The sequence below is a fragment of the Pectobacterium sp. IFB5596 genome (genome assembly GCF_021432585.1).
Classification (GTDB): domain Bacteria; phylum Pseudomonadota; class Gammaproteobacteria; order Enterobacterales; family Enterobacteriaceae; genus Pectobacterium; species Pectobacterium punjabense.
On the sequence record NZ_LXFY01000001.1, the window covers coordinates 456,876 to 479,561 of the forward strand.

Annotated in this window: 23 protein-coding genes; 12 read left to right on the top strand and 11 right to left on the bottom strand. The window is 53.6% G+C overall.

The features are described 5' to 3' along the window. Positions 1-329: 329 nt before the first annotated feature. From A6301_RS02215 to A6301_RS02225, 3 genes are all read right to left on the bottom strand, one after another. The gene (locus A6301_RS02215; RefSeq protein ID WP_107169617.1) at positions 330-971 is read right to left on the bottom strand and encodes a response regulator transcription factor; all 642 of its coding nucleotides are present in this window, start codon (positions 969-971) and stop codon (positions 330-332) included. A 33-nt stretch (positions 972-1,004) separates the two neighbouring features. Next, entirely contained in the window at positions 1,005-2,477 is a 1,473-nt protein-coding gene (locus A6301_RS02220) for a PAS domain S-box protein (protein ID WP_234257004.1), read from the bottom strand. Positions 2,478-2,717: 240 nt separating this feature from the next. Further along, positions 2,718-3,263, bottom strand: coding sequence for an RNA polymerase sigma factor (locus tag A6301_RS02225; protein WP_107169619.1), 546 nt, complete (start codon positions 3,261-3,263; stop codon positions 2,718-2,720). A 327-nt stretch (positions 3,264-3,590) separates the two neighbouring features. Here A6301_RS02225 and sctW point away from each other — a divergent pair, with 327 nt between their 5' ends. From sctW to sctU, 11 genes are read left to right on the top strand one after another with little or no spacing between them, the layout of a single operon-like run. Beyond that, positions 3,591-4,781 (top strand): type III secretion system gatekeeper subunit SctW, encoded by a 1,191-nt coding sequence (gene sctW / locus A6301_RS02230; protein WP_234257005.1) that lies wholly within the window; start codon positions 3,591-3,593, stop codon positions 4,779-4,781. Then, a complete protein-coding gene (sctV, locus tag A6301_RS02235) occupies positions 4,778-6,880 on the top strand; it encodes a type III secretion system export apparatus subunit SctV (RefSeq protein ID WP_234257006.1) in 2,103 nt (700 codons plus the stop codon). The genes sctW and sctV overlap by 4 nt, the downstream gene beginning before the upstream one ends. A gap of 9 nt (positions 6,881-6,889) precedes the next feature. Continuing rightward, complete coding sequence (locus A6301_RS02240; RefSeq protein ID WP_234257007.1) at positions 6,890-7,837, top strand: FHA domain-containing protein; 948 nt, start codon at positions 6,890-6,892, stop codon at positions 7,835-7,837. Then, positions 7,837-9,204 carry a type III secretion system ATPase SctN gene (gene sctN / locus A6301_RS02245; RefSeq protein ID WP_205542569.1) on the top strand — a complete coding sequence of 456 codons (1,368 nt, stop codon included), beginning with the start codon at positions 7,837-7,839 and terminating at the stop codon, positions 9,202-9,204. Before A6301_RS02240 ends, sctN begins: the two co-directional genes overlap by 1 nt. Continuing rightward, complete coding sequence (locus A6301_RS02250; RefSeq protein WP_107169623.1) at positions 9,194-9,631, top strand: type III secretion protein; 438 nt, start codon at positions 9,194-9,196, stop codon at positions 9,629-9,631. The genes sctN and A6301_RS02250 overlap by 11 nt, the downstream gene beginning before the upstream one ends. Next, on the top strand, positions 9,628-10,149 hold the full coding sequence (locus A6301_RS02255; RefSeq protein ID WP_205542572.1) for a type III secretion system HrpP C-terminal domain-containing protein: 522 nt from the start codon (positions 9,628-9,630) through the stop codon (positions 10,147-10,149). Before A6301_RS02250 ends, A6301_RS02255 begins: the two co-directional genes overlap by 4 nt. Further along, complete coding sequence (gene sctQ / locus A6301_RS02260; protein ID WP_234257008.1) at positions 10,146-11,300, top strand: type III secretion system cytoplasmic ring protein SctQ; 1,155 nt, start codon at positions 10,146-10,148, stop codon at positions 11,298-11,300. Before A6301_RS02255 ends, sctQ begins: the two co-directional genes overlap by 4 nt. Next, on the top strand, positions 11,297-11,950 hold the full coding sequence (gene sctR, locus A6301_RS02265; protein ID WP_205542576.1) for a type III secretion system export apparatus subunit SctR: 654 nt from the start codon (positions 11,297-11,299) through the stop codon (positions 11,948-11,950). The genes sctQ and sctR overlap by 4 nt, the downstream gene beginning before the upstream one ends. Positions 11,951-11,957: 7 nt before the next feature. Beyond that, entirely contained in the window at positions 11,958-12,218 is a 261-nt protein-coding gene (gene sctS / locus A6301_RS02270; protein ID WP_107169627.1) for a type III secretion system export apparatus subunit SctS, read from the top strand. A gap of 6 nt (positions 12,219-12,224) precedes the next feature. Beyond that, positions 12,225-13,025, top strand: coding sequence for a type III secretion system export apparatus subunit SctT (sctT, locus tag A6301_RS02275; RefSeq protein ID WP_205542578.1), 801 nt, complete (start codon positions 12,225-12,227; stop codon positions 13,023-13,025). Between the two features lie 13 nt (positions 13,026-13,038). Then, positions 13,039-14,118 carry a type III secretion system export apparatus subunit SctU gene (gene sctU / locus A6301_RS02280; protein WP_234257009.1) on the top strand — a complete coding sequence of 360 codons (1,080 nt, stop codon included), beginning with the start codon at positions 13,039-13,041 and terminating at the stop codon, positions 14,116-14,118. Positions 14,119-14,136: 18 nt separating this feature from the next. On the opposite strand, the gene A6301_RS02285 is transcribed toward sctU, so the two are convergent. After that, positions 14,137-15,063: a LysR family transcriptional regulator gene (locus A6301_RS02285; RefSeq protein WP_234257010.1), complete on the bottom strand. Its 927-nt coding sequence runs from the start codon at positions 15,061-15,063 to the stop codon at positions 14,137-14,139. Between the two features lie 142 nt (positions 15,064-15,205). Between A6301_RS02285 and A6301_RS02290 the strand changes: the two genes are divergently transcribed. Beyond that, entirely contained in the window at positions 15,206-16,624 is a 1,419-nt protein-coding gene (locus A6301_RS02290) for a M20 family metallopeptidase (protein ID WP_234257011.1), read from the top strand. Positions 16,625-16,724: 100 nt separating this feature from the next. Here A6301_RS02290 and A6301_RS02295 read toward each other — a convergent pair whose 3' ends face one another. The 7 genes from A6301_RS02295 to A6301_RS02325 all read right to left on the bottom strand — a co-directional run bounded on the left by A6301_RS02295 (position 16,725) and on the right by A6301_RS02325 (position 22,531). After that, the gene (locus A6301_RS02295) at positions 16,725-17,045 is read right to left on the bottom strand and encodes a DNA-binding transcriptional regulator (protein ID WP_039358997.1); all 321 of its coding nucleotides are present in this window, start codon (positions 17,043-17,045) and stop codon (positions 16,725-16,727) included. Then, positions 17,038-17,427, bottom strand: coding sequence for a type II toxin-antitoxin system RelE/ParE family toxin (locus tag A6301_RS02300; protein WP_107169632.1), 390 nt, complete (start codon positions 17,425-17,427; stop codon positions 17,038-17,040). The genes A6301_RS02295 and A6301_RS02300 overlap by 8 nt, the downstream gene beginning before the upstream one ends. A gap of 63 nt (positions 17,428-17,490) precedes the next feature. Beyond that, the gene (locus A6301_RS02305) at positions 17,491-18,318 is read right to left on the bottom strand and encodes a MetQ/NlpA family ABC transporter substrate-binding protein (protein ID WP_107169633.1); all 828 of its coding nucleotides are present in this window, start codon (positions 18,316-18,318) and stop codon (positions 17,491-17,493) included. A 322-nt stretch (positions 18,319-18,640) separates the two neighbouring features. Continuing rightward, a complete protein-coding gene (menC, locus tag A6301_RS02310; RefSeq protein ID WP_234257012.1) occupies positions 18,641-19,753 on the bottom strand; it encodes an o-succinylbenzoate synthase in 1,113 nt (370 codons plus the stop codon). A gap of 41 nt (positions 19,754-19,794) precedes the next feature. Then, on the bottom strand, positions 19,795-20,454 hold the full coding sequence (locus A6301_RS02315; RefSeq protein WP_107169635.1) for a methionine ABC transporter permease: 660 nt from the start codon (positions 20,452-20,454) through the stop codon (positions 19,795-19,797). Then, complete coding sequence (locus tag A6301_RS02320; protein ID WP_234257013.1) at positions 20,447-21,469, bottom strand: methionine ABC transporter ATP-binding protein; 1,023 nt, start codon at positions 21,467-21,469, stop codon at positions 20,447-20,449. The genes A6301_RS02315 and A6301_RS02320 overlap by 8 nt, the downstream gene beginning before the upstream one ends. Positions 21,470-21,868: 399 nt before the next feature. Then, positions 21,869-22,531 carry an HAD hydrolase-like protein gene (locus tag A6301_RS02325; RefSeq protein ID WP_234257014.1) on the bottom strand — a complete coding sequence of 221 codons (663 nt, stop codon included), beginning with the start codon at positions 22,529-22,531 and terminating at the stop codon, positions 21,869-21,871. Between the last annotated feature and the right edge of the window lie 155 nt (positions 22,532-22,686).

Genomic DNA, 22,686 nt, shown 5'->3' on the forward strand with positions numbered 1-22,686 from the left:
CATAACATGAGGGTTACCACTGTGCACCCAAGGTACTTCTCCGTGCGGCGCACACCGATTCATCACCGGTGGAACGACCACAAGCATTACCGTCATTGAATAATGAAACTATCAGGCATCGCTGAACATCAGGTAGGAATTACAGAGAGGTTTGTAGGGAAATACCTACAAAAAAGTCACTAAAATAAGGAAAAACAGCCTATTAATTTTTATAACAATGAGCAGGAAAACGAAAAGGCAGCGTTAAGAATGCGTAAGCCTCAATAAAGGGATTCCACCATTGTTGAATCCCTTTTATCTATTCTCGTTTTCACCACAGGTTCCCAATACTAGGGAATGAGCTTTTTGCTAAAGACATACTTCACGATCTCCACATTGGTACTGAACTGCATTTTTTCCATCAGGCGGGCTTTATGGGTACTGACCGTTTTATTGCTGATAGCCAGTTCATTGGCAATCGTGTTAATACCCATACCCTGCGCAAACATAATCATGATTTGATGCTCTCTCGCTGTCAGAACATCGTGTTCGACTCTGCCACCTTCCGTGTAATTGGAAAACACCAGTTGCTCAGCAATCGTGTGGTCGATATAGCGAGCCCCCTGCGCCACGCGTCGGATCGCCGATAACAGCGCTTCTGGGTCTTTGTCTTTGGTAATGTAGCCTCTGGCGCCGCTCTTTAGCGCATGCTGCGCAATTTGCGCCTCGCTGTACATACTGAGAACCAGAATCGGTAAACGTGGGTATTGTGCTACCACGCGCGCAATCAGTGCTTCACCGCTAATTCCCGGCATCGACATATCCAACAGCAGCACATCAATGGCTACGTTGCGTAGCTGTGTCAGTACCTGTGCGCCATTTCCCGCTTCAGCCACCACACTCAGCGAATCATCCAGCGCAAAAATTTGTTTAAGCCCTTCACGCATGATGACGTGATCGTCCGCGATCATGAGACGTATTTTTTTGCCCATCGCTCATTTATTCCTTTTGTTGTTATTGTCTCGCTATCCGCGGATATAGCCATTTTTAGGAAATGCTAACTGTACCTGTGTGCCTTTGCCGGGGGCGCTTTCAATGATAACTTCCCCTCCCAGCATACGACCCCGCTCCTTCATACTCATCAGTCCGAAGGCGTTTTTATTTTTTGCGTTCGCATCAAACCCTTTGCCGTTATCCTTAATCCGCAACACGATGCTGTCCTGCTGGTTATCCAACGTCACGATCACCTGTGTCGCAGCGGCGTAACGCGCCACGTTAGTCAGCGATTCCTGCGCAACGCGAAATGCTGCCGTGGTACTTTCGTCATCAAGTGCCAACGCGTCCCCCAGCGTCCGTAGCAGACAGGTGGCGCTGTAGTGGCGATTAAATTCATCGCACAACCATTCCAGCGCAGGCGTAAGTCCCATGTTCAATACGTTTGGCCGGAGTCGCGTCGAAACATTACGCACCACCTGAATCGTTTGGTCAGCCAGTTGCATCAGCTTTTGTAAATGCCCCTGCATCTCTGGATTATTCTTGGCAAAGCACATGCGCATCAGCGACAGGCTCATACGAATCGTGGTCAGGTGTTGCCCTAGTTCATCGTGAATTTCCTGAGCGATATGCTTACGCTCTTCCTCACGTGAAATCTCACGCTGACGTGCCAACAAGCGCAATTGCATATGAGAATCGGCCAGTTTCTTCTCCGCATACCGAATAGCGGTAATGTCACGTCCCACCGTTAAAATGGAAACCAGCGCACCACACTGATCGAACTCCGGCACGCAGCGAATATGATGAATACTCGGATGGCACTGATCGCCCTTGCCTAACTGTTCCATCACTTCACCTTCCGCACTGCTGCGGGTATCAACAACCTGCTGCACCAGTTGTTCCATACGGATTGCGCACCCTGCTCCAGGCATCAACTCCGTAATCATCCGACCCCGAAGCTGCTCTACGGTAAATTCCAAATGTTTCAAGCTAGCGGGATTGGCATACAGGCAATGCAGGCCGGGATCGAAGCGAATAATCAAGTCCGGTGAATTTTCTACCAGCGCCCGAAACTCCTGATCGCGTGCGTAGGCCAACTGTTCAATATGTTTACGTTCCCTGATATCTCTGACTACACACATGCTGTAGCTACGTCCTTTATGTTGGAAATGCGTTAGATTGACCTCAACCGGAATAGTCATGCCGTAACGGGTGAGGTGCCGGGTTTCAAAGGTGGTTCCCATGCCAGAGTCATACGCCTGCAACCAGTCGGGCGAACGGTGCTCAGCGGCCCAGCTCGGATCGATATCGGCAACGCTCAGATGCATAAATTCCGCAATGCTATAGCCCAGCGTCTGGCTGGCCGCTTCATTGACATAACAAAAGCACTGCTCTTCATTGACGATATAAATGGCATCCTTAATACGGCTGAATGCAAAGTCCACCAGCTCCAGCTCGGGGGCTTTAGCGTGCTCATCGGAACGAAAAGGTTGGGTAAATATCATTGCCATCTCCTTGTTTGAATTAAGACCGTCGCACAGGCACCCGCCGTGCAGGTGCCTCGATACGGCGTCTCAACATTCCAGAAGATGGACAGGAAACCCTGCAACGGCTAAATGCGACCTGATATCACTGCGTGTAACCTATGTTTTGAGCGGTAACCGCCACCTTGAATCAGGCGGTCACCCCAGCAGTCAGTGAAAAACAGCGGGTGCAGGCGCATCCTTTCGTCCCGTGGAATCGCGTCAGGATTCCACGGCCTGACGGATCACACCTCGGGCGCGAGACAGCCGTGACCGCACCGTGCCAATCGGAATCCCCATCTGCAACGCAAGATCCTGATAACTGGCATCGGTATCCAGCAGTTGCGTCAACATCTGACGGGTGTCCTCAGGCAGTGTGACGATAGCGTCCATCGCGCGTTTCAGTGCTCGCTGGCTTTCGGTAATGGTGCCGGGATCGAGCTCTATCGCGATATGTTCCAGCATCTCATCGCCCATTTCCTGAGCGCGCTGCCGTGCCTGCTTGAAATAGTTACGCACCAGATTGAGGGCAATACCGAACACCCACGTCTCCGGCCGCGATGCTCCCGCAAATTTATCCTGATGTTTGAGCACTTCCAGATAGGTCATTTGCTGTAAATCCTCCACGTCATCACGGTTGCTGACACGCTTGCGGATAAAGTTATGCAATTTCTTTCCGTGTTGACGAAACACCAGTTCCCAATCGACAGCGAGCGCCGGGTAAAGCGAAGGGGTCTGTTCGATGTGTTTCAGGGTAGACATGTCCATTTGCTGACTCTCCGTTGTTATGCCCTATTGGCAAAAACGGAAGAGCAAGCCTTGTGCCAGCCCGGAATGATTTTTATCACACTGATTTTTAATCAGTTATTTTTTAATTTTCTTTTTATCACGCCACTTATTGCCAACGCCAGCAGCGTGAAATTGCAAGTTATTGCAATCAGTAAAACGGCATTTCATTCAATCCGCCATCAAATTCAGCCTGCTCCGATGACTTCATGCCGGGGAACCCATCCTTCTCTGCGTCCACACAGCAATACATTCATTTCACTGCACGGTCACACCACGACACGTAGCCGACTTATTCAGGATGACACCATGATCAAAATACCGACCGTCCTTCCCTCTAGCAGCGCTCTACCGCAACCGGTCGTTGTGGATGACGATCCCGTGCCACAGACTGCGGTGCAGCAGGCAAGCCCACTGCATGCTTCACCCGGATCTCCGCTTTCTACGTCGATGGAAGAAGTCGCCATGGCGTTTGGTGAGCAGGCCGAGCGGAGAAGTAAGTCGTTAAATCGGCGGCAGATTGCCCAGCAGCCGGATGCTCGCGTCACCGCAAATGTCGAACGGATTGAGAAACTGACAGAACTGTTCCGTATGTTGGAAAATCCGTCACAGAGTACGCTCGACCAGCAGTTGAGCCGCATGCGCGATCTGTTGACGCGACAAGGCTCACCGTCTCTTGAAGCCGTGCTGGAGGCCGCAGGCAACGATCCGGCGCGCGGCGATATTTTGCTGCGCCACATTCAGCAACAGTCAGCACAACAGCCTGAATTGGCAACGGCGGCTGCCAATGCGCTACAGCAGTTGCATCAGGAAAAAGGACCAGAAGTCCGGGCGGGTCTGAATACGGCAACGGCTATTGCGCTGTTCAGCACGCAGCCAGAGCAAAAACAGGCGATGCGCGAGCTGTACTATCAGAAAATCGTGCATCAGCAGTCAGCCAGCGCGCTATTGGATTCCCTGCTGGAACGCTTTGATGCCACGACGTTTTCCATAGGGCTACGCACGTTGCAGCGTGCACTCGCGGCAGATATTGCCTCATTGACGCCCTCTATTTCGAAAGCCGTACTCAGCAAAATGCTGAGTAATCTCAACGATTCCCGTCACCTGAGCCACACGCTGTCATCCAGCCAGACGCTACTCACGCGGTTGGCGAACAAAGTGCCTGCGTTTACGCTCGGCGCCGTGGAATTAACTCGCCGTTTGATTGGCTTAAGCACCAATGGTACCTACGCTCGCGACCTGCATAATCTCGGCCGCGAAGTTGCGGGGACGCAGGTGCAGCACCAGGCCATATTTTTCAGCGCCCTGCTGCCGCTCGTCAGCGATCTGCCCCATCCGCTATGGCGAGACAGCAAAAACCGGCAAACGGCGATCCAGTTGATACGCGGCATGATTGGCGATATCGCCCAATACGAAAAACAGCAGGCGCAAAATGTGCAACGTGACGCTTCCCCCCACCAAAAGCAGGACGCACGCGAATCGGATAAGGGGCAGCCATGAATCTGTTGATTATCTGGCTAAACCGCATTGCACTAAGCGCGATGCAACGCTCGGAGGTCGTGGGGGCGGTTATCGTGATGTCTATCGTCTTCATGATGATCATTCCGCTGCCTACCGGGCTGATCGATGTGCTGATCGCCCTCAATATCTGTGTCTCTTCCCTGCTGATCGTGCTGGCGATGTACCTACCCAAACCGCTGGCCTTCTCAACGTTTCCGGCCGTCCTGCTGCTGACCACCATGTTTCGGCTGGCGATCTCCATTTCCACGACACGTCAGATCCTGCTCCAGCAGGACGGTGGTCATATCGTGGAAGCCTTCGGTAACTACGTAGTGGGCGGAAATCTGGCCGTCGGGCTGGTCATCTTCCTGATTCTCACGGTGGTGAATTTTCTGGTGATCACCAAAGGCTCCGAGCGTGTAGCCGAGGTGGCGGCACGTTTCACGCTGGATGCGATGCCCGGTAAACAGATGTCCATCGACAGCGATCTGCGTGCCGGGCTGATTGAAGCCCATCAGGCACGACAGCGGCGGGAAAATTTGGCGAAAGAAAGTCAGCTATTCGGGGCAATGGACGGCGCGATGAAGTTCGTTAAAGGCGATGCGATTGCGTCGCTGGTTATCGTGTTCATCAACATGATCGGCGGCTTCGCCATCGGCGTGCTGCAACACAACATGGCGGCGTCCGATGCGATGCACGTCTATTCGGTATTGACCATCGGCGATGGGCTGATCGCCCAGATCCCCGCGCTGCTGATCTCACTGACCGCCGGGATGATCATCACCCGCGTCTCGGCCGACGGGCAAAAAGTGGATGCCAATATTGGTCGGGAAATCGCGGAACAGCTCACCAGCCAGCCCAAAGCGTGGATCATCTCCTCCATCGGCATGTTTGGCTTTGCACTGCTGCCGGGAATGCCAACGCTGGTATTTGTCGCCATCAGTGTGTCCTCGCTCGGCAGCGGTCTGTTCCAGCTCTGGCGCATCAAACAGCAAGGTCAGTTGGATGCCAGCCAGTTGGAGGCGGATAACATACCTGCCGAACAGAACGGCTATCAGGATCTACGGCGCTTTAACCCCACGCGCGCTTACCTGCTGCTGTTTCATCCGGTCTGGCAAGGGCAACCAACGGCGACGGCGCTGGTGCAGAATATCCGTCGTCTGCGTAACCGGCTGGTCTACCGTTTTGGCTTTACGCTGCCGTCCTTTGATATCGAATTCAGTGATCGTCTGGCAGAGGATGAGTTTCAGTTTTGCGTCTATGAAATTCCCTACGTTAAAGCCACGTTGGTTACCGACCAACTGGCGGTGGCCAATAGCGCTATCGAACTCGCTGATACGACGATCGCCACATCGGGTCACACGCTACGCGATGAAAGCCAATGGCTATGGCTACCGTTGGCGCATGTCGCGCAACAGCCTGACGATGTACCGCGCTGGACGGCGGATGAACTGATTCTGGCTCGTATGGAACAGGCCATTCACCGCACGGGTTCACAGTTTATCGGCTTGCAGGAAACCAAATCCATTCTGGCCTGGCTGGAGAGCGAGCAGCCGGAGTTAGCGCAGGAGCTTCAGCGCATCATGCCGCTTTCGCGTTTTGCCAGCGTGCTACAGCGGCTTGCCTCCGAGCGAGTACCGCTGCGCTCAGTGCGCCCTATCGCCGAAGCGCTGATTGAAGTCGGCCAGCACGAGCGGGATACGCTGGCGTTGACCGACTACGTGCGTCTGGCGCTCAAATCACAAATCTGCCACCAGTACAGCGATGAAAACAGCCTCGCCGTCTGGCTGCTGACGCCAGAAAGCGAAGAGTTACTGCGCGATGCACTGCGCCAAACGCAGAACGAAACCTTCTTCGCTCTGACACAAGACTATGCCTCAACGCTGCTCGGTCAGCTACGGCGGGCGTTTCCACCTTTCTCGTCACAACGCAGTCTGGTGCTGGTAGCACAGGATTTACGCAGCCCCCTGCGCACGTTGTTGCAGGACGAATTTCACCACGTCCCCGTGCTGTCCTTCACCGAACTGGAATCCACCCTGTCGATCAACGTCATCGGACGCCTTGATCTTTACGACTCTCCTGACCCCTTTAGCGCATAGGAAGACATCATGTTTGAATTACGCGTGCTGACTGGTTTACATCGCGGTGCGGCGCTGCCGCTGTGCGGAAACGCCTGGCGCATCGGTGCCGCCGATGATGCCGATCTCGTCCTCTACGATCCCGGCATTGCGCCTTATCACGGCCAACTGGAGAAGAGCGCTGACGGCTGGGCACTCAGTACACTGGACGGCGCCTTGTGTAATACCGAAGGTCACGCTGTTGAGCACATTGACGCGCTGCCGCCCGGCACACCGTTTGCGCTGGGGCAGATTTGGCTCTGCATTGTGGCTGCCAATACCCCCTGGCTTGATGACAATCAAACGCCACCAACAGCGGAAGAGGATATCCCCGCCGCGAATATATCCACCGACGAGCCGCTGGCTCATACCACTGCGCCGACAACTCTGTCGACACCTACGCCACTACCCGCACCGCGCCTGCCGCTGTGGGCCAAAGCCAGCTACCTGCTGCTTGGCGCATTGCTGCTGGTGATGGTGGGCAGTTGGCAGCTACAGGAGAGCGTCGCGATGCCTGCCGCCCCGCCGCCGCAGGATACCCGCAAGCCGCTCGGCACGCTGCCACAGTTGGAAAGCACGCTACGTATGATGTTGCAGGAACGGGAACTGAGCGCGGCCGTAAAAGTGGCGGCGTATCAGGATCGCCTCACGCTCACCGGGCAATTAACACCGGACGATCAAAAAAAGCTGGAACGGATGCTCGCCCAACTCCACCAACGTTATAGAACCGCGCTATCGGTGGATAACCGGACACAGCTGAAAACGGAGCAACTGCCGTTTCAGATCGTTCAGGTGACCAGCGGGTCGCGCGCCAATGTCGTCACGGCGGATGGCCAGCGCTTTTTCATCGGCGATGAGGTCGACAACCTGCGTCTGGTGCGAATTGATGAGCACCAGATTGAATTCAGCGGCAGACAACAGATAACGGTGAATTGGTAATGCAGACACAACCTTCTTCTTTTCCGCTGCTCGATCGGTGGGTCGCCCAGCAGCGTCAGCACCTGGCGGGTTACGCGCCCGTGGAGAAAAAAGGCCGTGTCATGGCCGTCAGCGGTATTTTGCTGGAGTGCAGCCTGCCGCAGGCACGTATTGGCGATCTGTGCTGGGTGGCGCGTCAGGATGATAGCCAAATGATGGCAGAAGTGGTGGGATTCAGCCCGGAGAATACCTTTCTCTCCGCGCTTGGGGCGCTGGACGGCATCGCACAGGGTGCCGCCGTAACGCCGCTGTATCAGCCACACCGCATTCAGGTGTCGGAACGTTTGCTGGGCAGCGTGCTGGACGGATTTGGGCGGGCATTGGAAGACGGCGGCGAGAGCGCCTTCGTTGAACCGGGTCAACCCACGGGGCGCACACAGCCGGTACTGGGCGACGCGCCACCGCCCACCTCCCGACCACGCATCAGCCAGCCGCTGCCTACCGGATTACGCGCCGTCGATGGCCTGTTAACCCTCGGCCAGGGTCAACGCGTCGGCATCTTCGCCGGTGCAGGCTGCGGTAAAACCACGCTGTTGGCGGAACTGGCGCGTAATACGCCGTGCGATGCCATCGTTTTCGGGCTGATTGGCGAACGTGGGCGTGAACTGCGCGAATTTCTCGATCACGAATTGGACGACGAGTTACGCCGCCGTACCGTGCTGGTGTGCTCGACCTCTGACCGCAGCAGCATGGAACGCGCCCGCGCAGCCTTTACCGCTACCGCTATCGCCGAAGCCTACCGCGCCGAAGGCCGTCAGGTGCTGCTGATTATTGATTCTCTGACGCGTTTTGCCCGCGCTCAGCGTGAAATCGGCCTCGCGCTTGGGGAACCGCAGGGACGCGGCGGGTTGCCGCCATCGGTCTATACGCTGCTGCCGCGTCTGGTCGAGCGCGCCGGACAAACGGAAGACGGTGCCATCACTGCGCTCTACTCCGTTTTGATCGAACAAGACTCCATGAACGATCCGGTCGCCGATGAAGTACGTTCGCTGATCGACGGGCATATCGTGCTCGCCCGACGTTTGGCGGAACAGGGGCATTATCCGGCTATCGACGTGCTCGCCAGCCTGAGTCGCACCATGAGTAACGTTGTGGATACCGATCACACCCGCAATGCGGGCGGCGTACGACGTCTGATGGCCGCTTACAAGCAGGTTGAGATGCTGATCCGCCTGGGGGAATACCAGCCCGGTCATGACGAGTTAACCGATTCCGCCGTCAACGCCCATGCAGAAATCACGCAGTTTCTGCGCCAGTCGATGCGTGAACCGATGCCTTATGGCGTGATTCAACAACAGCTCGCCGGAGTCAGCCGCTATGCCCCATAACACCGAACGCGATGCGGAATTACAGAGCGTATTGAACCTACTGATGCCAATACGCCGCCAGCGCTTAAGCCGCAGTGAGCGTCAGCAGCGGCAGGAAGAACAGCAGCTTATCAGGATTGCAGAGCAGCAACGCCATCACCAGCAGCAGGTCGAGGCGCTGCGACAGGCCAGCCACACGCAGCGCGACCAGTTTGCTCAGGAAACGCAGGGGCAACGTCAAACGTTGGAACACCTGAAGAAGCACCTTGCCGCCGAACAGCGTTTACTCGGCGAGATAGCGGCAGAAGTGCAGCAGGTGCAGGCCGCGCAGCAACAGCACGACGACCAGCAGCGTCAGGTTGATGACGCCCGACACACCACTCGCCAATGCCAGAAGGCGGTGGAGAAACTGGAATATCTGCTTACGTTACCTCAGGAGCACGTATGAATAACCGACAGATTGCGTCATCCGAATCGACGGCGACGCAGAACGCGCAGGCCGCACGGCACGGCACATCCTCGCGCGTAGACGATCAGCAACACATGGATTTTTGGGAAGCCTTCACGTTTTCGGACGGCTTCGAAGACGCGCTCTACCAAGAACCACCTATCGCATTGCCATCGGGCAACGCCATCAACGCACCGATGCCGCTGCATAGCGAATCAGTTGACAACCCACAAAATGTGACACCGTCACAGTGGCAGCCGCTGCAATGCGAGTTAATTGAGGCAATGGACAACATTTGCGCCCCACCGTTTGCCTTCAGCCTGCAACTGCCGCAGTTGGGCGACATCGATGCGCGCTTAGCCACTCTGGTGCCACGCGGCTGGGACATTTCTCTGCGCTTTAGCCGGGAAAGCTACCATCAGTTAAAAGATCGACGTGAAGCCTGCCGTCGTTCGATCTCTACCGCGCTGGACTGCCCGATCAATCTGCGTTTTGACGCCAGAGAGGATGAGCGATGAGTTCAAATTCCCCACACATTCGACCGCTGACGCTGCCAACGATGCGCGTGCAGCACGCCCGCATCCGATCGACGCTGGCAGCAGGACTATGGCTACCTTTTATCCGCGATGGGGTTGCTGGTCGTCTGCACCTTCAACTGGCGCATCCGCGTGAGCTGATAGAGGAAACGTCTGCCGCACAGGCAAGCGGTTGGCGTAGCGATATCGGTAATTTCTCACTGACCGATCCGTTTCCGGTGCTCAGCTTGCTATCCGACTGCCCACTGCTGCCAGTGACAGAAGACGATGAGGCGGCACAGTGGTACTGGACGCTCTATAACCAGTCGCTCAACCCCGTACTGCGGGCGCTTGTGGGGGAAGTGTATCCAACGAGAACACCCCCGGAAGAACGAGATTCAGCAGAACAACATGACAACGATGACACGCGCTATGTCTGGCTTAGCGCCAGTTGGAACGGGATTGTCGTGCGAAGCCGGATGCAGGCCGCTGATGCCGTCTGGTTGGCATTGTTTTCCCACACCGACTGGCACCGTCAGTGCCAGGCGCTCCCCACAGCAATGGCTATCGCGATCCCGCTCACGCTGGCTGACGTCGTGCTGCCGTTTACGGCGCTACAACGGCTCCAGACCGGCGACATTGTCCTCCCTAACCGCTCGTGGGTTACGCCGTCCGGCGAGGGAACGCTGTCATTCGGCACACTGCGCCTGCACGGCACGCTACAGCTCACAGCAAACGCGCCCTACACCTTTACCGTTACCGACATGGAGACTGTCTCAATGCCCTCATCAGCTACCGACACGATGCTAACCGATGCCCACGTTGATATATCAGCGAGTGAATTCACACTATCACGTGACAACGTCACTGAAAATTTACCGCCGTTGCCGATTGTCTTACAACTTCGCTGCGGCAGCCTGACGCTGACCTTGGCGGAATTGCAACACCTTGCCAGCGGCAGCGTGCTGACGCTGCGCGACGTGGTGCCGGGGCAAGCCTGGCTGTATCACGGTGATATTGCGCTGGCGAGCGGCGATCTGGTCGATGTAGAAGGCCGACTGGGGATACAGATTACCCAACGCTTTTCCGCGCCAGCGCATAAGTTGCCAATGCAGGATGAAGACAACACCGCCGCACAGGAGCTGGCACCATGACCGCCGGCGCATTCGATCCCTTGATGTTTGCGCTCTTTCTGGGCGCACTCTCCCTGATTCCGCTGATGATGATTGTCTGTACCTGCTTTCTGAAGATTGCGATTGTGCTGCTGATTACCCGCAACGCCATCGGGGTACAGCAGGTGCCGCCGAATATGGCGCTGTACGGTATCGCACTTGCGGCGACGCTGTTTGTCATGGCTCCGGTATTTCAGGACATCAGCAAACGCGTGCAGGAAAAGCCGCTGGATATGACCGACATCACCTCACTTCAGGCCAGCGTGACCTACGGGCTGGAACCGCTGCAAACCTTTATGTCGCGCAACGTTGACCCGGATATTCTCACCCACCTGCATGAGAACAGCCTGCAAATGTGGCCCGCCTCGCTATCCGAGAAAGTGAATACACAAAACCTGCTGCTAGTGATCCCGGCGTTTGTGCTGTCGGAGCTACAGGCCGGGTTCAAAATCGGCTTCCTGATCTATATCCCGTTCATCGTCATCGACCTCATCGTCTCCAATGTGCTGTTGGCGCTGGGGATGCAGATGGTCGCACCGATGACGCTCTCGCTGCCGTTAAAGCTGTTGCTGTTCGTGCTGGTCAACGGCTGGACGCGACTGCTGGACGGCCTGTTCTACAGCTACCTGTGAGGCCACGATGGAAATAATCACGCTTTTCCGTCAGGCCATGGTGATGGTCGTGCTGCTCTCTGCGCCGCCGCTGCTGGTTGCGGTCACCGTCGGCGTGTTGATTTCGCTGCTACAGGCAGTGATGCAATTGCAGGATCAGACACTGCCCTTTGCCGTCAAACTGATCTCTGTCGGGCTGACGCTGGCGCTCTGCGGGCGCTGGGTGGGCGTAGAGCTGATGCAACTGGCGATTACCGCGTTCAACATGATTGCGCAGACTGGAGTATAAATCCTTATGATCGCCACCATTCAGCACGTTTACGACTTTATCATCGCCATTACGCTCGGCATCGCCCGGCTGTACCCGTGCTTTATTCTGGTGCCGGTTTTTTCACTCAACGTGTTGAAAGGCATGATGCGCAACGCCGTGGTGATTTCCCTGACGCTGCTGCCCGCCCCCATCGTGCAGCAGCAACTCCTGATGACGCCACTGTCCTGGCCGATGCTCCCCGCGCTGTTGTTCAAAGAACTCATGGTGGGGTTACTGATTGCGCTGATTCTGGCGATGCCGTTCTGGCTGTTTGAGTCCGTCGGGGCGCTGTTCGATAACCAACGCGGCGCGTTGATGGGCGGTCAGCTCAACCCCGCGCTGGGCTCAGACGCCACGCCGCTCGGCCATCTACTGAAACAGACGCTGATTCTGCTGCTGATTATTGGCATCGGCCTAAAGGGGCTGACGCAGTTGATGTGGGACAGCTACCAAATCTGGCCGGTGCTGTCCTGGCTGCCTGCACCGAGTGAAAAAGGGTTTGAGGTGTATCTCAGCCTGCTGGCCGACACCTTCACCCATTTAGTGGTGTACGCCGGGCCGCTGGTGGCGCTACTGCTGCTGTTGGAATTCAGTATTGCGTTGCTCAGCCTGTATAGCCCGCAGCTTCAGGTCTTCGTGCTGTCGATTCCAGCCAAGTGTCTGGTTGGGATGGCATTTTTCATCATTTATTTGCCAGTGCTGCACTACTTAGGCGACCACAAACTTCAGGGGCTGCCGGATCTCAAACACCTGCTCCCACTGCTCTTTACCGCATCGAACAGCTAACAAGGCGGAATCGATGAGTGAGAAAACGGAACAACCCACCGAAAAGAAACTGGAAGACGCACGCCGCAAAGGAGAAGTCGGGCAAAGTCAGGATGTGCCCAAACTACTGATCTGCGTCGGCCTGTTGGAGTGTGTACTGGCACTGGCGGACAGCACAATGGGGAAACTGCAAGCGCTGGTACAACTGCCGCTGCAACGGCTTGGCACACCGTTTACCCAAGTGGCTAAAGAAGTGTTTCACGACGCGGCCGTGCTAGCGGGGACGCTCTGTCTGCTGGCTGCGGCACTTGCCGTACTGCTACGCATCGCGGGCGGTTGGCTCCAGTATGGCCCGCTGTTTGCACCCGAAGCGCTGAAGCTCGATCTCAATAGACTGAACCCGATCAATCAGTTCAAGCAGATGTTTTCCATGCGCAAACTGGTGGAAATGCTGACCAATATTCTCAAAGCGGTGGTAATCGGCACAGTCTTTTATAACGTGGTGGTGCCAGAGTTAGAGGCGCTGGTTGAATTGGCCTATGGCGATCTACACGGTTTCTGGCAAGGGGTGAAAGCGCTGCTGACGCGCATTGCCCGCACCACGCTGACGTCGCTGCTGGTGCTGTCCGCCATGGATTTCGGCCTGCAAAAATATTTCTTTCTCAAGCAGCAGCGCATGAGCCATGAGGATTTACGCAACGAGCACAAGGATTCCGAAGGCGATCCGCATATGAAAGGCCACCGTAAATCGCTGGCGCATGAAATGGCGAACGAGCCCGCTGCGCCACGTCCCAAAGCCAAGGTGGAAGACGCTGATATGCTGCTGGTCAACCCAACGCACTATGCGGTAGGACTCTACTATCGCCCCGGCAAAACGCCGCTGCCGCGCATTTTGTTCAAAGGCGAGAATGAAACAGCGAGAGAACTCATCGCTCAGGCGCAAAAAGCAGACATTCCGGTGATTCGCTTCATCTGGCTGACTCGGACGCTGTATCGCACCACGCCGGAAGGCCATTATATTCCGCGCGAAACGCTTCAGGCTGTCGCGCAGGTGTATCGCGTCCTGCGCCAGCTCGAAGACGAGCAAAAACGCGACATTATCGAGATGGAGTGAAAACACCCCACCGGATAGCTAGGCGTCGGCGATCTGGCTTAGATAATACGTTTCCCCCAGCCGCAGTTCTGCCATCATGAAATCCAGAAAATCCTGCTGTTGTGGAGCATGGGCCTTGCCTGCCAGCGTTTGGACCTGAAGCGAACGCTGGTCGAGCTGCTTAATATTCAGCGGCTTCAAGCGCATCGGTTCCTGTAAACACTTATACATCACGGAATAGAAGCTACAGGCGGTAACCGCACCCGGCGTGCTCATCGCATAGTAATAGAGCGTAGTGAAGTTGTTGCAGCACAGCGTCGGCTCTAAAAAAGTGCCGTTCATGCGGCATGAGAGGTCAAACAGCTGTCGCAGCGTGGTAGACGATTCCGGCAGCGCCAGTGGGAAAGGATGCAGATCCGCCAGTTGGATAGCCTGCTGCGCCAGCGGATGGTCGTCCGACATCAGTAGCATCAGTGGCGCAGGCAGCGCCAGCTCGACATTCACGCCCTGTTCGGGTGCCAGCGCAAACTGGAGCGCGATATCCACTTCGCCGTTGCGGATCATTTGCGACACCTGCATCGCCGAATCCACCTTCAGCGCAAAGGTGGTATCCGGGTCATGCTGGCGAAAACGCGCAAACAAGGTTGGCAGCAGATCAAACGCCATCCCCTCCGTGCAACCAATACGTAATAGCGCCCGGCGACTGGCCTTCAGCCCCTGAATCTCCGCCACGGCGGCATCCATGTCCATCATGCTCTTACGCACATGGTTTTCCAGAATACGCCCGGCATCGTTTAACACCATGCCGCGCGCATGCCGCTCGAACAGCGGCACACCGATGCGTTCTTCCAGCCGCTGAATCTGGCGGCTGATGGCAGAAACGGCAACAAACAGGTGTTGACTAGCGGCGCTGAGCGAACCGGTGGTGGCAACCACCAAAAAATAACGGATCTCGGAGCTGTGCATGGCGTCGTTCCTTTCAGAAAGTGCTGAGGATTCGAAGGTTTATATTAAAAGCAAAGCTTAATTGCAATTTTTATTATTGTTGCAAAGCTCATTTTTTCTTTAAATATCGGTAACTTCGGCACATTATCCAGCAAGGAAAGGCATGACCAGCGCAGACCTTATTCGTATCGCCTGTGAACGTTTCGATCGCGGAGAATTTAAACAAACGTTAGCTCGGCGTATTGCTCACGCCAGCGAAAGCCAGAAAGCAGACAACCAGCCCGCGCTGAGCCGCTATCTGACGGATGAGATCCAGCCCGCATTGCAGACGATGGAGTTCAGCATAAAACCCATTGCCTCGTCAGATGCGAACCATCCCCCTTTCCTGCTGGCCGAACGCATTGAAGATCCCAGCCTGCCGACCATACTGTCTTACGGCCACGGCGACGTAGTTTTTGGTGACGAGGCTAACTGGCGCGATGGGCTCACCCCCTGGGAATTGATCGAAGAAGGCGATCGCTGGTACGGGCGCGGCTGTGCCGATAATAAAGGCCAGCACAGTATTAATCTGATGGCGCTAGAGCAGGTATTTCAGGCGCGCGGGCAGCGTCTGGGCTTCAACTGCAAATTGCTGTTCGAGATGGGCGAAGAAATTGGTTCGCCGGGGCTTGCCGACCTGTGCCAACAGCACAAGCAGGAACTGGCCGCCGATATTTTTATCGCTTCCGATGGGCCACGCCTTAATGCAGAACGTCCAACGCTGTTCCTTGGCTCTCGCGGCTGTGCCAATTTCCGTTTACGCATCAAATCACGCGAGCAGGCATACCATTCCGGTAACTGGGGCGGGCTGCTGAGCAATCCGGGTACACAGTTAGCGAACGCTGTGGCCAGTCTGGTCGACGGGCAAGGTCGAATGAAGATCGACGCCCTGCTTCCTCCGCCGCTGACGCCAGCGCTGCGCGACATTCTCAGCACGGTTGATCCCGCAGGTAGCGAAGGCGATCCGGCGATTGATGAAAACTGGGGGGCGGAGGGACTCACGCCTGCCGAGCGGCTATTTGGTTGGAACACGCTGGAAGTGCTGTCGTTCATTACCGGTAACCCACACAAGCCGGTGAACGCCATTCCCGCCGATGCCACCGCGATTTGCCAACTGCGCTTTGTGGTCGGCACCGACTGGCAGCATCTGGCGCAGCATGTACGTCAACACCTCGACCAGCATGGTTTTACCCAAGTAGACGTTGAGGTACTGAACACGTCTCCGGCGACACGGTTTAACCCCGAAGATCCGCTGGTCAACTGGACGCTGGCGCTGATGCAACAAATTAGCGGCAAGCAACCCGCGCTGTTGCCGAATCTGGGTGGTTCACTACCTAATGACGTCTTCGCCGACATCCTCGGCCTGCCGACGCTGTGGCTACCCCACTCCTATCCGGCATGCGGCCAGCACGCCGTTAACGAACACCTGTTGAAATCCGTCGCCCGCGAAGGATTAGCGATCATGACCGGCCTGTTCTGGGAGTTGGGAGAGCAAGGACATACGCTATTAGAAGCACACAGAGTGTACGTGCATCAGAAGTGATGTTTATAACCTGAGCACAATGCTTACACACGCGAAAGTGGCCGTATCAGACGGCCACTAAACGCAATAAAACAACCAGTTATCTTTCTTAACCGCATCATCAAAGAATAGCACTTAAGCCTTTTCTCTCGATGACCTCCAGTATTCGTAACGCCGCACCCGTTGGTGCGCTTACTCCACGTTCCCATTTCTGAACGCTGTTGGCCGACATATTAATGATGCCAGCCAGTTGGCTTTGACTAATTTTTTCACGCTCACGGATGGCCCGCACTCTGCTCGCGTCCATACTGGCGCGTGATTCCGTTTTTTGACTTTCCGCTACCAGGCGATTGATAGCGTCAAGATCGACGTCACTGGCCGTACCTGCGGCATGTTGACGCTGAATCATGCTCTGTATATTTAATAAGCGCTTATCAACCATTTATCACCTCAACAAGCTCTTTGTTTTTAAGGTCTGTTTCGAGATCGGCATCAGATTTATTTTTAAACACCGTTGCCGCAATTTTAAAAGCCGCCAATACATCATCGGGAATTTCTTTCCCACGCGTTGATACCGTGTTTTTTTCCCATCCTTCAAAGAAAAACACCTTACCTTCTCGATGGTAAGCCACTATTGTCCGGGCACCGCCACGTTTACCCATACTGGTAGCAACGCGCTTTTTATAAACACCACCACCGAGACCGCCTTTATCTGGATGATCAATAATGTCTGCCGCAATATCACGTAACTGTTGATCGGTTATGCCTGATTTTCTACGAGATTTATTGTAGTGACGCGCAACAAAAATCCTTTTTTGTCCCATAAAAGAATGCCCGATATTACTATGGTAATATCGGGCAATAGCGTCAACCGGTTCGGGAGTCGTTTATTCGGATTGCGTACCTTTCTTCTTCATCCACTCAGGCTTTTGGAACGCGTGGAACATGGAATTTTTATCTTCAAAGAATGCAGCGAACTCAGGGGATTGAACAGCGGCTTTCAGATCCTGAGCAAACGGTTTGTCGGCATCTTCCGCACGCACAACAATCATGTTTTTCAAATCTTCCGGCAGCACATCCAGTTGAATCGCATCAGACAGGTTCAGACCCGCAGCCATCGCGAAGTTCGCATTAATCAATGAACCCGCGACACCACCCAATGCACGCGGCAGTTGTGCTGCTTCCAGCGGTTTAAAGACCAGCCCTTTCGGGTTTTCCGTAATATCACGCACAGAAGCTTTAGTCGGCGTAATCTCTGGATTGATCTTGATCAGACCGTATTTTTGCAGGAAATCCAGTGAACGCGCCAGATTGGACGGATCGTTCGGTAACGTAATGATATCACCGGCTTTCAGCTCATTCAGCGAGCGCACCTTGTTGGAGTAAAATCCCATGCTGGCAGTCGGCACGGTGATCACTTCCGTCAGTTTCAGCCCTTTATCCGCGCTGAAGCGGTCAAGATAGCGGCGGTTTTGGAATAGGTTGGCGTCGATACTGTTATTCGACAGCGCCAGGTTCGGCTGAATGTAGTCGCTGAATTCGCGCACTTTCACGTCATAGCCTTTTTTCACCATTTCCGGCTTGATCGCTTTCGTGACCATATCGCCATACGGCCCCGGCGATACGCCGATGGTGATTTCTTTGCCTGAATCTGCTGCGTAAGCCTGAGAGATACCTAACGCCAGCATCAGTGGAATAAGTTTTTTCAATCGCATCGTCGCGTTCCTGTCTGTCCGATTTAGTCAGTCTTTACCATTATTTGGGGCGTAATAGGTGCCATGATATTGATGACGAAGTAAGGCGGGCAGAGAGCGTGGGTAGATCGTAAAGACGCTGTAAATACATCCCTGTACGCTCGAGCCGCGCCATCCCTGGCGCGGACGCTTTACTCTTCTATCCCACGCTCTCTGCTGCCATGTCGTATAACGGTTATGGGCGTCGTAGCGCCCTATTCTATTTTTATAACGTTATTCCCTGGTGTTGGATAACGCTTTACTGCTCACACGTCTTACTAAAAAATACTTATTCAATAATCAGTTAAAACAAAAAGGTTTCCTGTCCATAGCAATATTTATCGTACAGAGCAGGGTTAATATCGAAGCCAATTCCCGGTTTATTTGGCACCGCGACGCAGCTGTCTTTGCCTAATTCGACAAACGGCAGCATGAAGTCTTCATGCCAGTAGCGGGAAGACGGTGGAATATCGTGCGCGTAGATAAAGTTCGGCAGCGTAGATACCGCAATATTGTGCGCCTTACCGACCGCCGTATCCAGCATGCCACCGCACCACACCGGAATGTTGTGCGCCTGACAGTAGTCATGAATCAGCTTGGTTTCAGTAATACCGCCCACGCGCGCCACTTTAATATTGATGATTTTGGCACTGCCCAGCTCTATTGCTTTACGCGCGTCTTCTACCGAGGCAATACTTTCATCCAGACAGATCGGCGTATTTACCGCGGCCTGAAGTTTGCGATGGTCAATAATATCGTCGTGCGCCAGCGGCTGTTCAATCATCAACAGGTTAAATTTATCGATGCGCTTAAAGAAATCAATATCATCCAGCGTGTAGGCAGAATTGGCATCCACCATTAGCGTAATATCACCAAACGTCTGACGCAGCGCCGCAATATAGTCGTAGTCTTTTCCCGGCTTGATTTTTATTTTGATGCGCTTGTAGCCTTCCTTCAGGAAATTATCAACCACGCTGACTAATTTATCCGGCGTTTCCTGAATACCAATACTGACACCGGCTTCGACTTTATCCCGTACGCCGCCCAGTAATTGATGCAGCGGTACACCTTTTATCTTCGCGTACGCATCCCAGATACCGCCTTCGATTGCCGCTTTGGCACAGTTATTACGCTTTACCGGCGCGAAAATATCGCGAACCTGAGAAGGATGTTCAATATCCCCCGCCTGTTTAACCATCGGGATCAGGAAGTCACGCATAATATGCCAGGCAGTGACGTTGGTTTCTTCGTTATAAAACGGCAAAGAAATAGCCGAGCAATCACCGTAGCCAATCTGCCCATCGGCATGAACTTCCGCGATAGAAAAGTGTTTTTCCGTCTGCGTCGCAAAGCTGGTAGTAAATGGCGTTTTCAACGCCATTTTCATTTTTCGTAATACAATTTTGTCTATTTTCATGACATCTCTCTGCTGTCCTGAATAACGTATTCTGTCGCGGTTTAGCGGCGCTCGCGCTTATTCGCCCGCCGTGACAGCATATCGCCCAGCGTTTGCACGACCTGCACCAACACGACCAATGCAATCACCGTCACAACCATGACTTCAGTTTCATAACGGTAATAGCCGAAGCGGATCGCCAGATCGCCGACACCGCCGCCGCCAACAATCCCGGCCATCGCCGAGTAGCCAATCAGGCTGACCAGCGTGATCGTCAGGCCACGTAATAAGCCAGCCAAGGCTTCCGGCAACAGCACGGTAGCGATAATGCGCGTCGGGCTGGCTCCAAAGGCCTCTGCCGCTTCCACAATGCCTGGATCGACTTCACGCAGCGCGGAATCTACCAGACGGGCATAGAACGCAATCGCCGCCACCGACATCGGCACCGACGCCGCCACGGGCCCTATAGTGTTCCCCAGCAGCAACTGTGTTAGTGGCAACAACAGCACCAGCAGGATCACAAAGGGGATCGAGCGGATAATATTCACCAGAATGGTCGAGACCAGATAGATAAAACGGTTCTGCCAGAATAAATGACGATCGGTCACATAAATCGCGATGCCTAATGGCAGGCCGAATACCACCGCACACAGCGTTGAAATGCACACCATGGTGAAGGTTTCACCAAAGGCGAAGATTAATTCACCGATTAACTCAGTCATTGATGACCTCCACCCCAAAGGTATTCTGTCGAATATAAGCAATAGCCGCAGCGAGATTTTCCGCTGCCGGATCGTCACGGTATGAAATCTGGGCAATAATATGCCCCAACGCGCGATCGTTAATATATTCAATATTGCCGTGCAGAATATTTACCGAAACCTGAAACTGCTGTGCCACGTCGGATAATATCGGTTGTTCTACCGAATCATCGGCGAAAAGTATTTTTAACAAGACGCCTTTATTATTTTGCTTAAAGCGCTCAGGTAATTCGACCGGACTGGTATGGCTAACCAGTTGTTTGGTATAAGCGTGTTGAGGCGCAGAGAAGATCGTAAAAACGTCTCCCTCTTCTACAATATTCCCGCCCGTCATTACCGCCATACGCTGACAAATACTTTTAATCACACTCATTTCGTGGGAAATCAGCACGATCGTGATACCTAACCGGACATTAATACTCTTCAATAACGCCAGAATAGATGCCGACGTTTCCAGATCCAACGCCGAGGTGGGTTCATCACACAGCAGCACTTCGGGATGGTTGGCAATGGCACGAGCAATGCCAACACGCTGCTTTTGTCCGCCACTCAGCTGCGCCGGATAAGCGGTTCCTTTATCCTGCAATCCAACCAGCGCCAGAATTTCCGGCACGCGCTCAGCAATCTCCGCTTTGCTTTTACCCGCAGCACGCAGGCTGAACGCCACATTGTCATAGACATTACGGGTGTGCATCAGATTAAAATGCTGGAAGATCATGCCAATACGTTGCCGATGCTGGCGCAACTCGCGGCCAGACGCATCACTGATCAGCGTATCGCCCAGGAAAACCCGCCCTTCGGTGGGACGCTGTAATAAATTGATCGTCCGCAGCAGCGTACTTTTCCCTGCGCCGCTGGTGCCGACAATCCCAAAAACTTCACCCTGTTGAATGGTCAGGTTGACGTTGTTTACCGCCCTGGACTGTGCAGTTTTCCCGGCGGGGAAATCAACGCTCACGTTTTCTAACCGAATCATTACCTGACTCACTCCTGCTATTGCTGACTATTTTAAGAGATGTAACGTCGGCATACGCAACCGTGTGCCTGTTTGATGTAGGGAAGCCTTTGTCCGTGGGTAAAACCATTTCGCACTAGTCTGCGTTAAGCCTGTGCCACGGAACCATTTCACTTGTTATTTTGAACAGAGATAGGCTCTTCATCGCCTTTTTAGATTGAGGAATAACCGGGCTATTTTTGGCTGCCATTTTTGTTATAATTCGATTAATTTCTTATAAATCAATAAAATACTTAAAAATTATCGTCTATTTAAGTTAGAGAGAAATGAGCTTTGCGTCAATGATAAAAAAAGCAAATCACCTTTCTGTTTTTTAGAAGCTTTTTTATGCTTTTTACTTCTATATAGTCACGCGCAGTTTTATGCAGGATGTGATGACATTATCTTGTCGATCGCATGGCATAACTCAGTTGGCTGAGCACACAGGGCGTCAGCCTGATGGGTTGTTAGCTCATTGGCCGTTCCGTATCCCCACAGTACACCGACGGATAATAACTGGTTGTTTTGTGCTGCAATAATGTCGTCCTCTCTATCTCCCACCATGATTGAACAACGTGGTTTCAACCCATTTTTAGTCAGTAAATGAGCTAATAGTTTTGTCTTATCATCCATTTTTCCATCCGACGACGTCCCAATGATGTCTGAGAAGAAAGGGCTTATCTTCATATCATCGAGTATTTTCCCAGCGAATAGTTGTCTTTTAGATGTCGCAATAAACAGTTTATCGCCACGCTGTTTTAAGGTTTTCAGCACTGGCAGCACCCCTTCATAGATAACACTATTGTAAAGTCCGAATTGACCATAATGCGCACGATACAGATTTATTGTTTCTTCTACTCTGTTGTCACCATAAGGCTCCAACAGTGTTCTGACAATATTGTGCATGGGTGGCCCAATGAGCGATGAAATGTCAATGTCGTCATCAATCATATGCCCTTGTTTTCGAATGGCATAAATAAGGCTCTCTTTAATTCCCGGAACAGAATCAATGATGGTTCCATCTAAATCAAAAATGATATTCATACCGACATTTCCCCGTTGTCTGATTTTCTGGCTTCACATTTCCTTTTAGGCTTATCCAAGAATAAGTCATGATGGGTTCTAAAACATAACAAAGCATAATAATTCGTTGATAAGTATCTCAAAATATATCCTGAAACATTACTATCACAATCTGC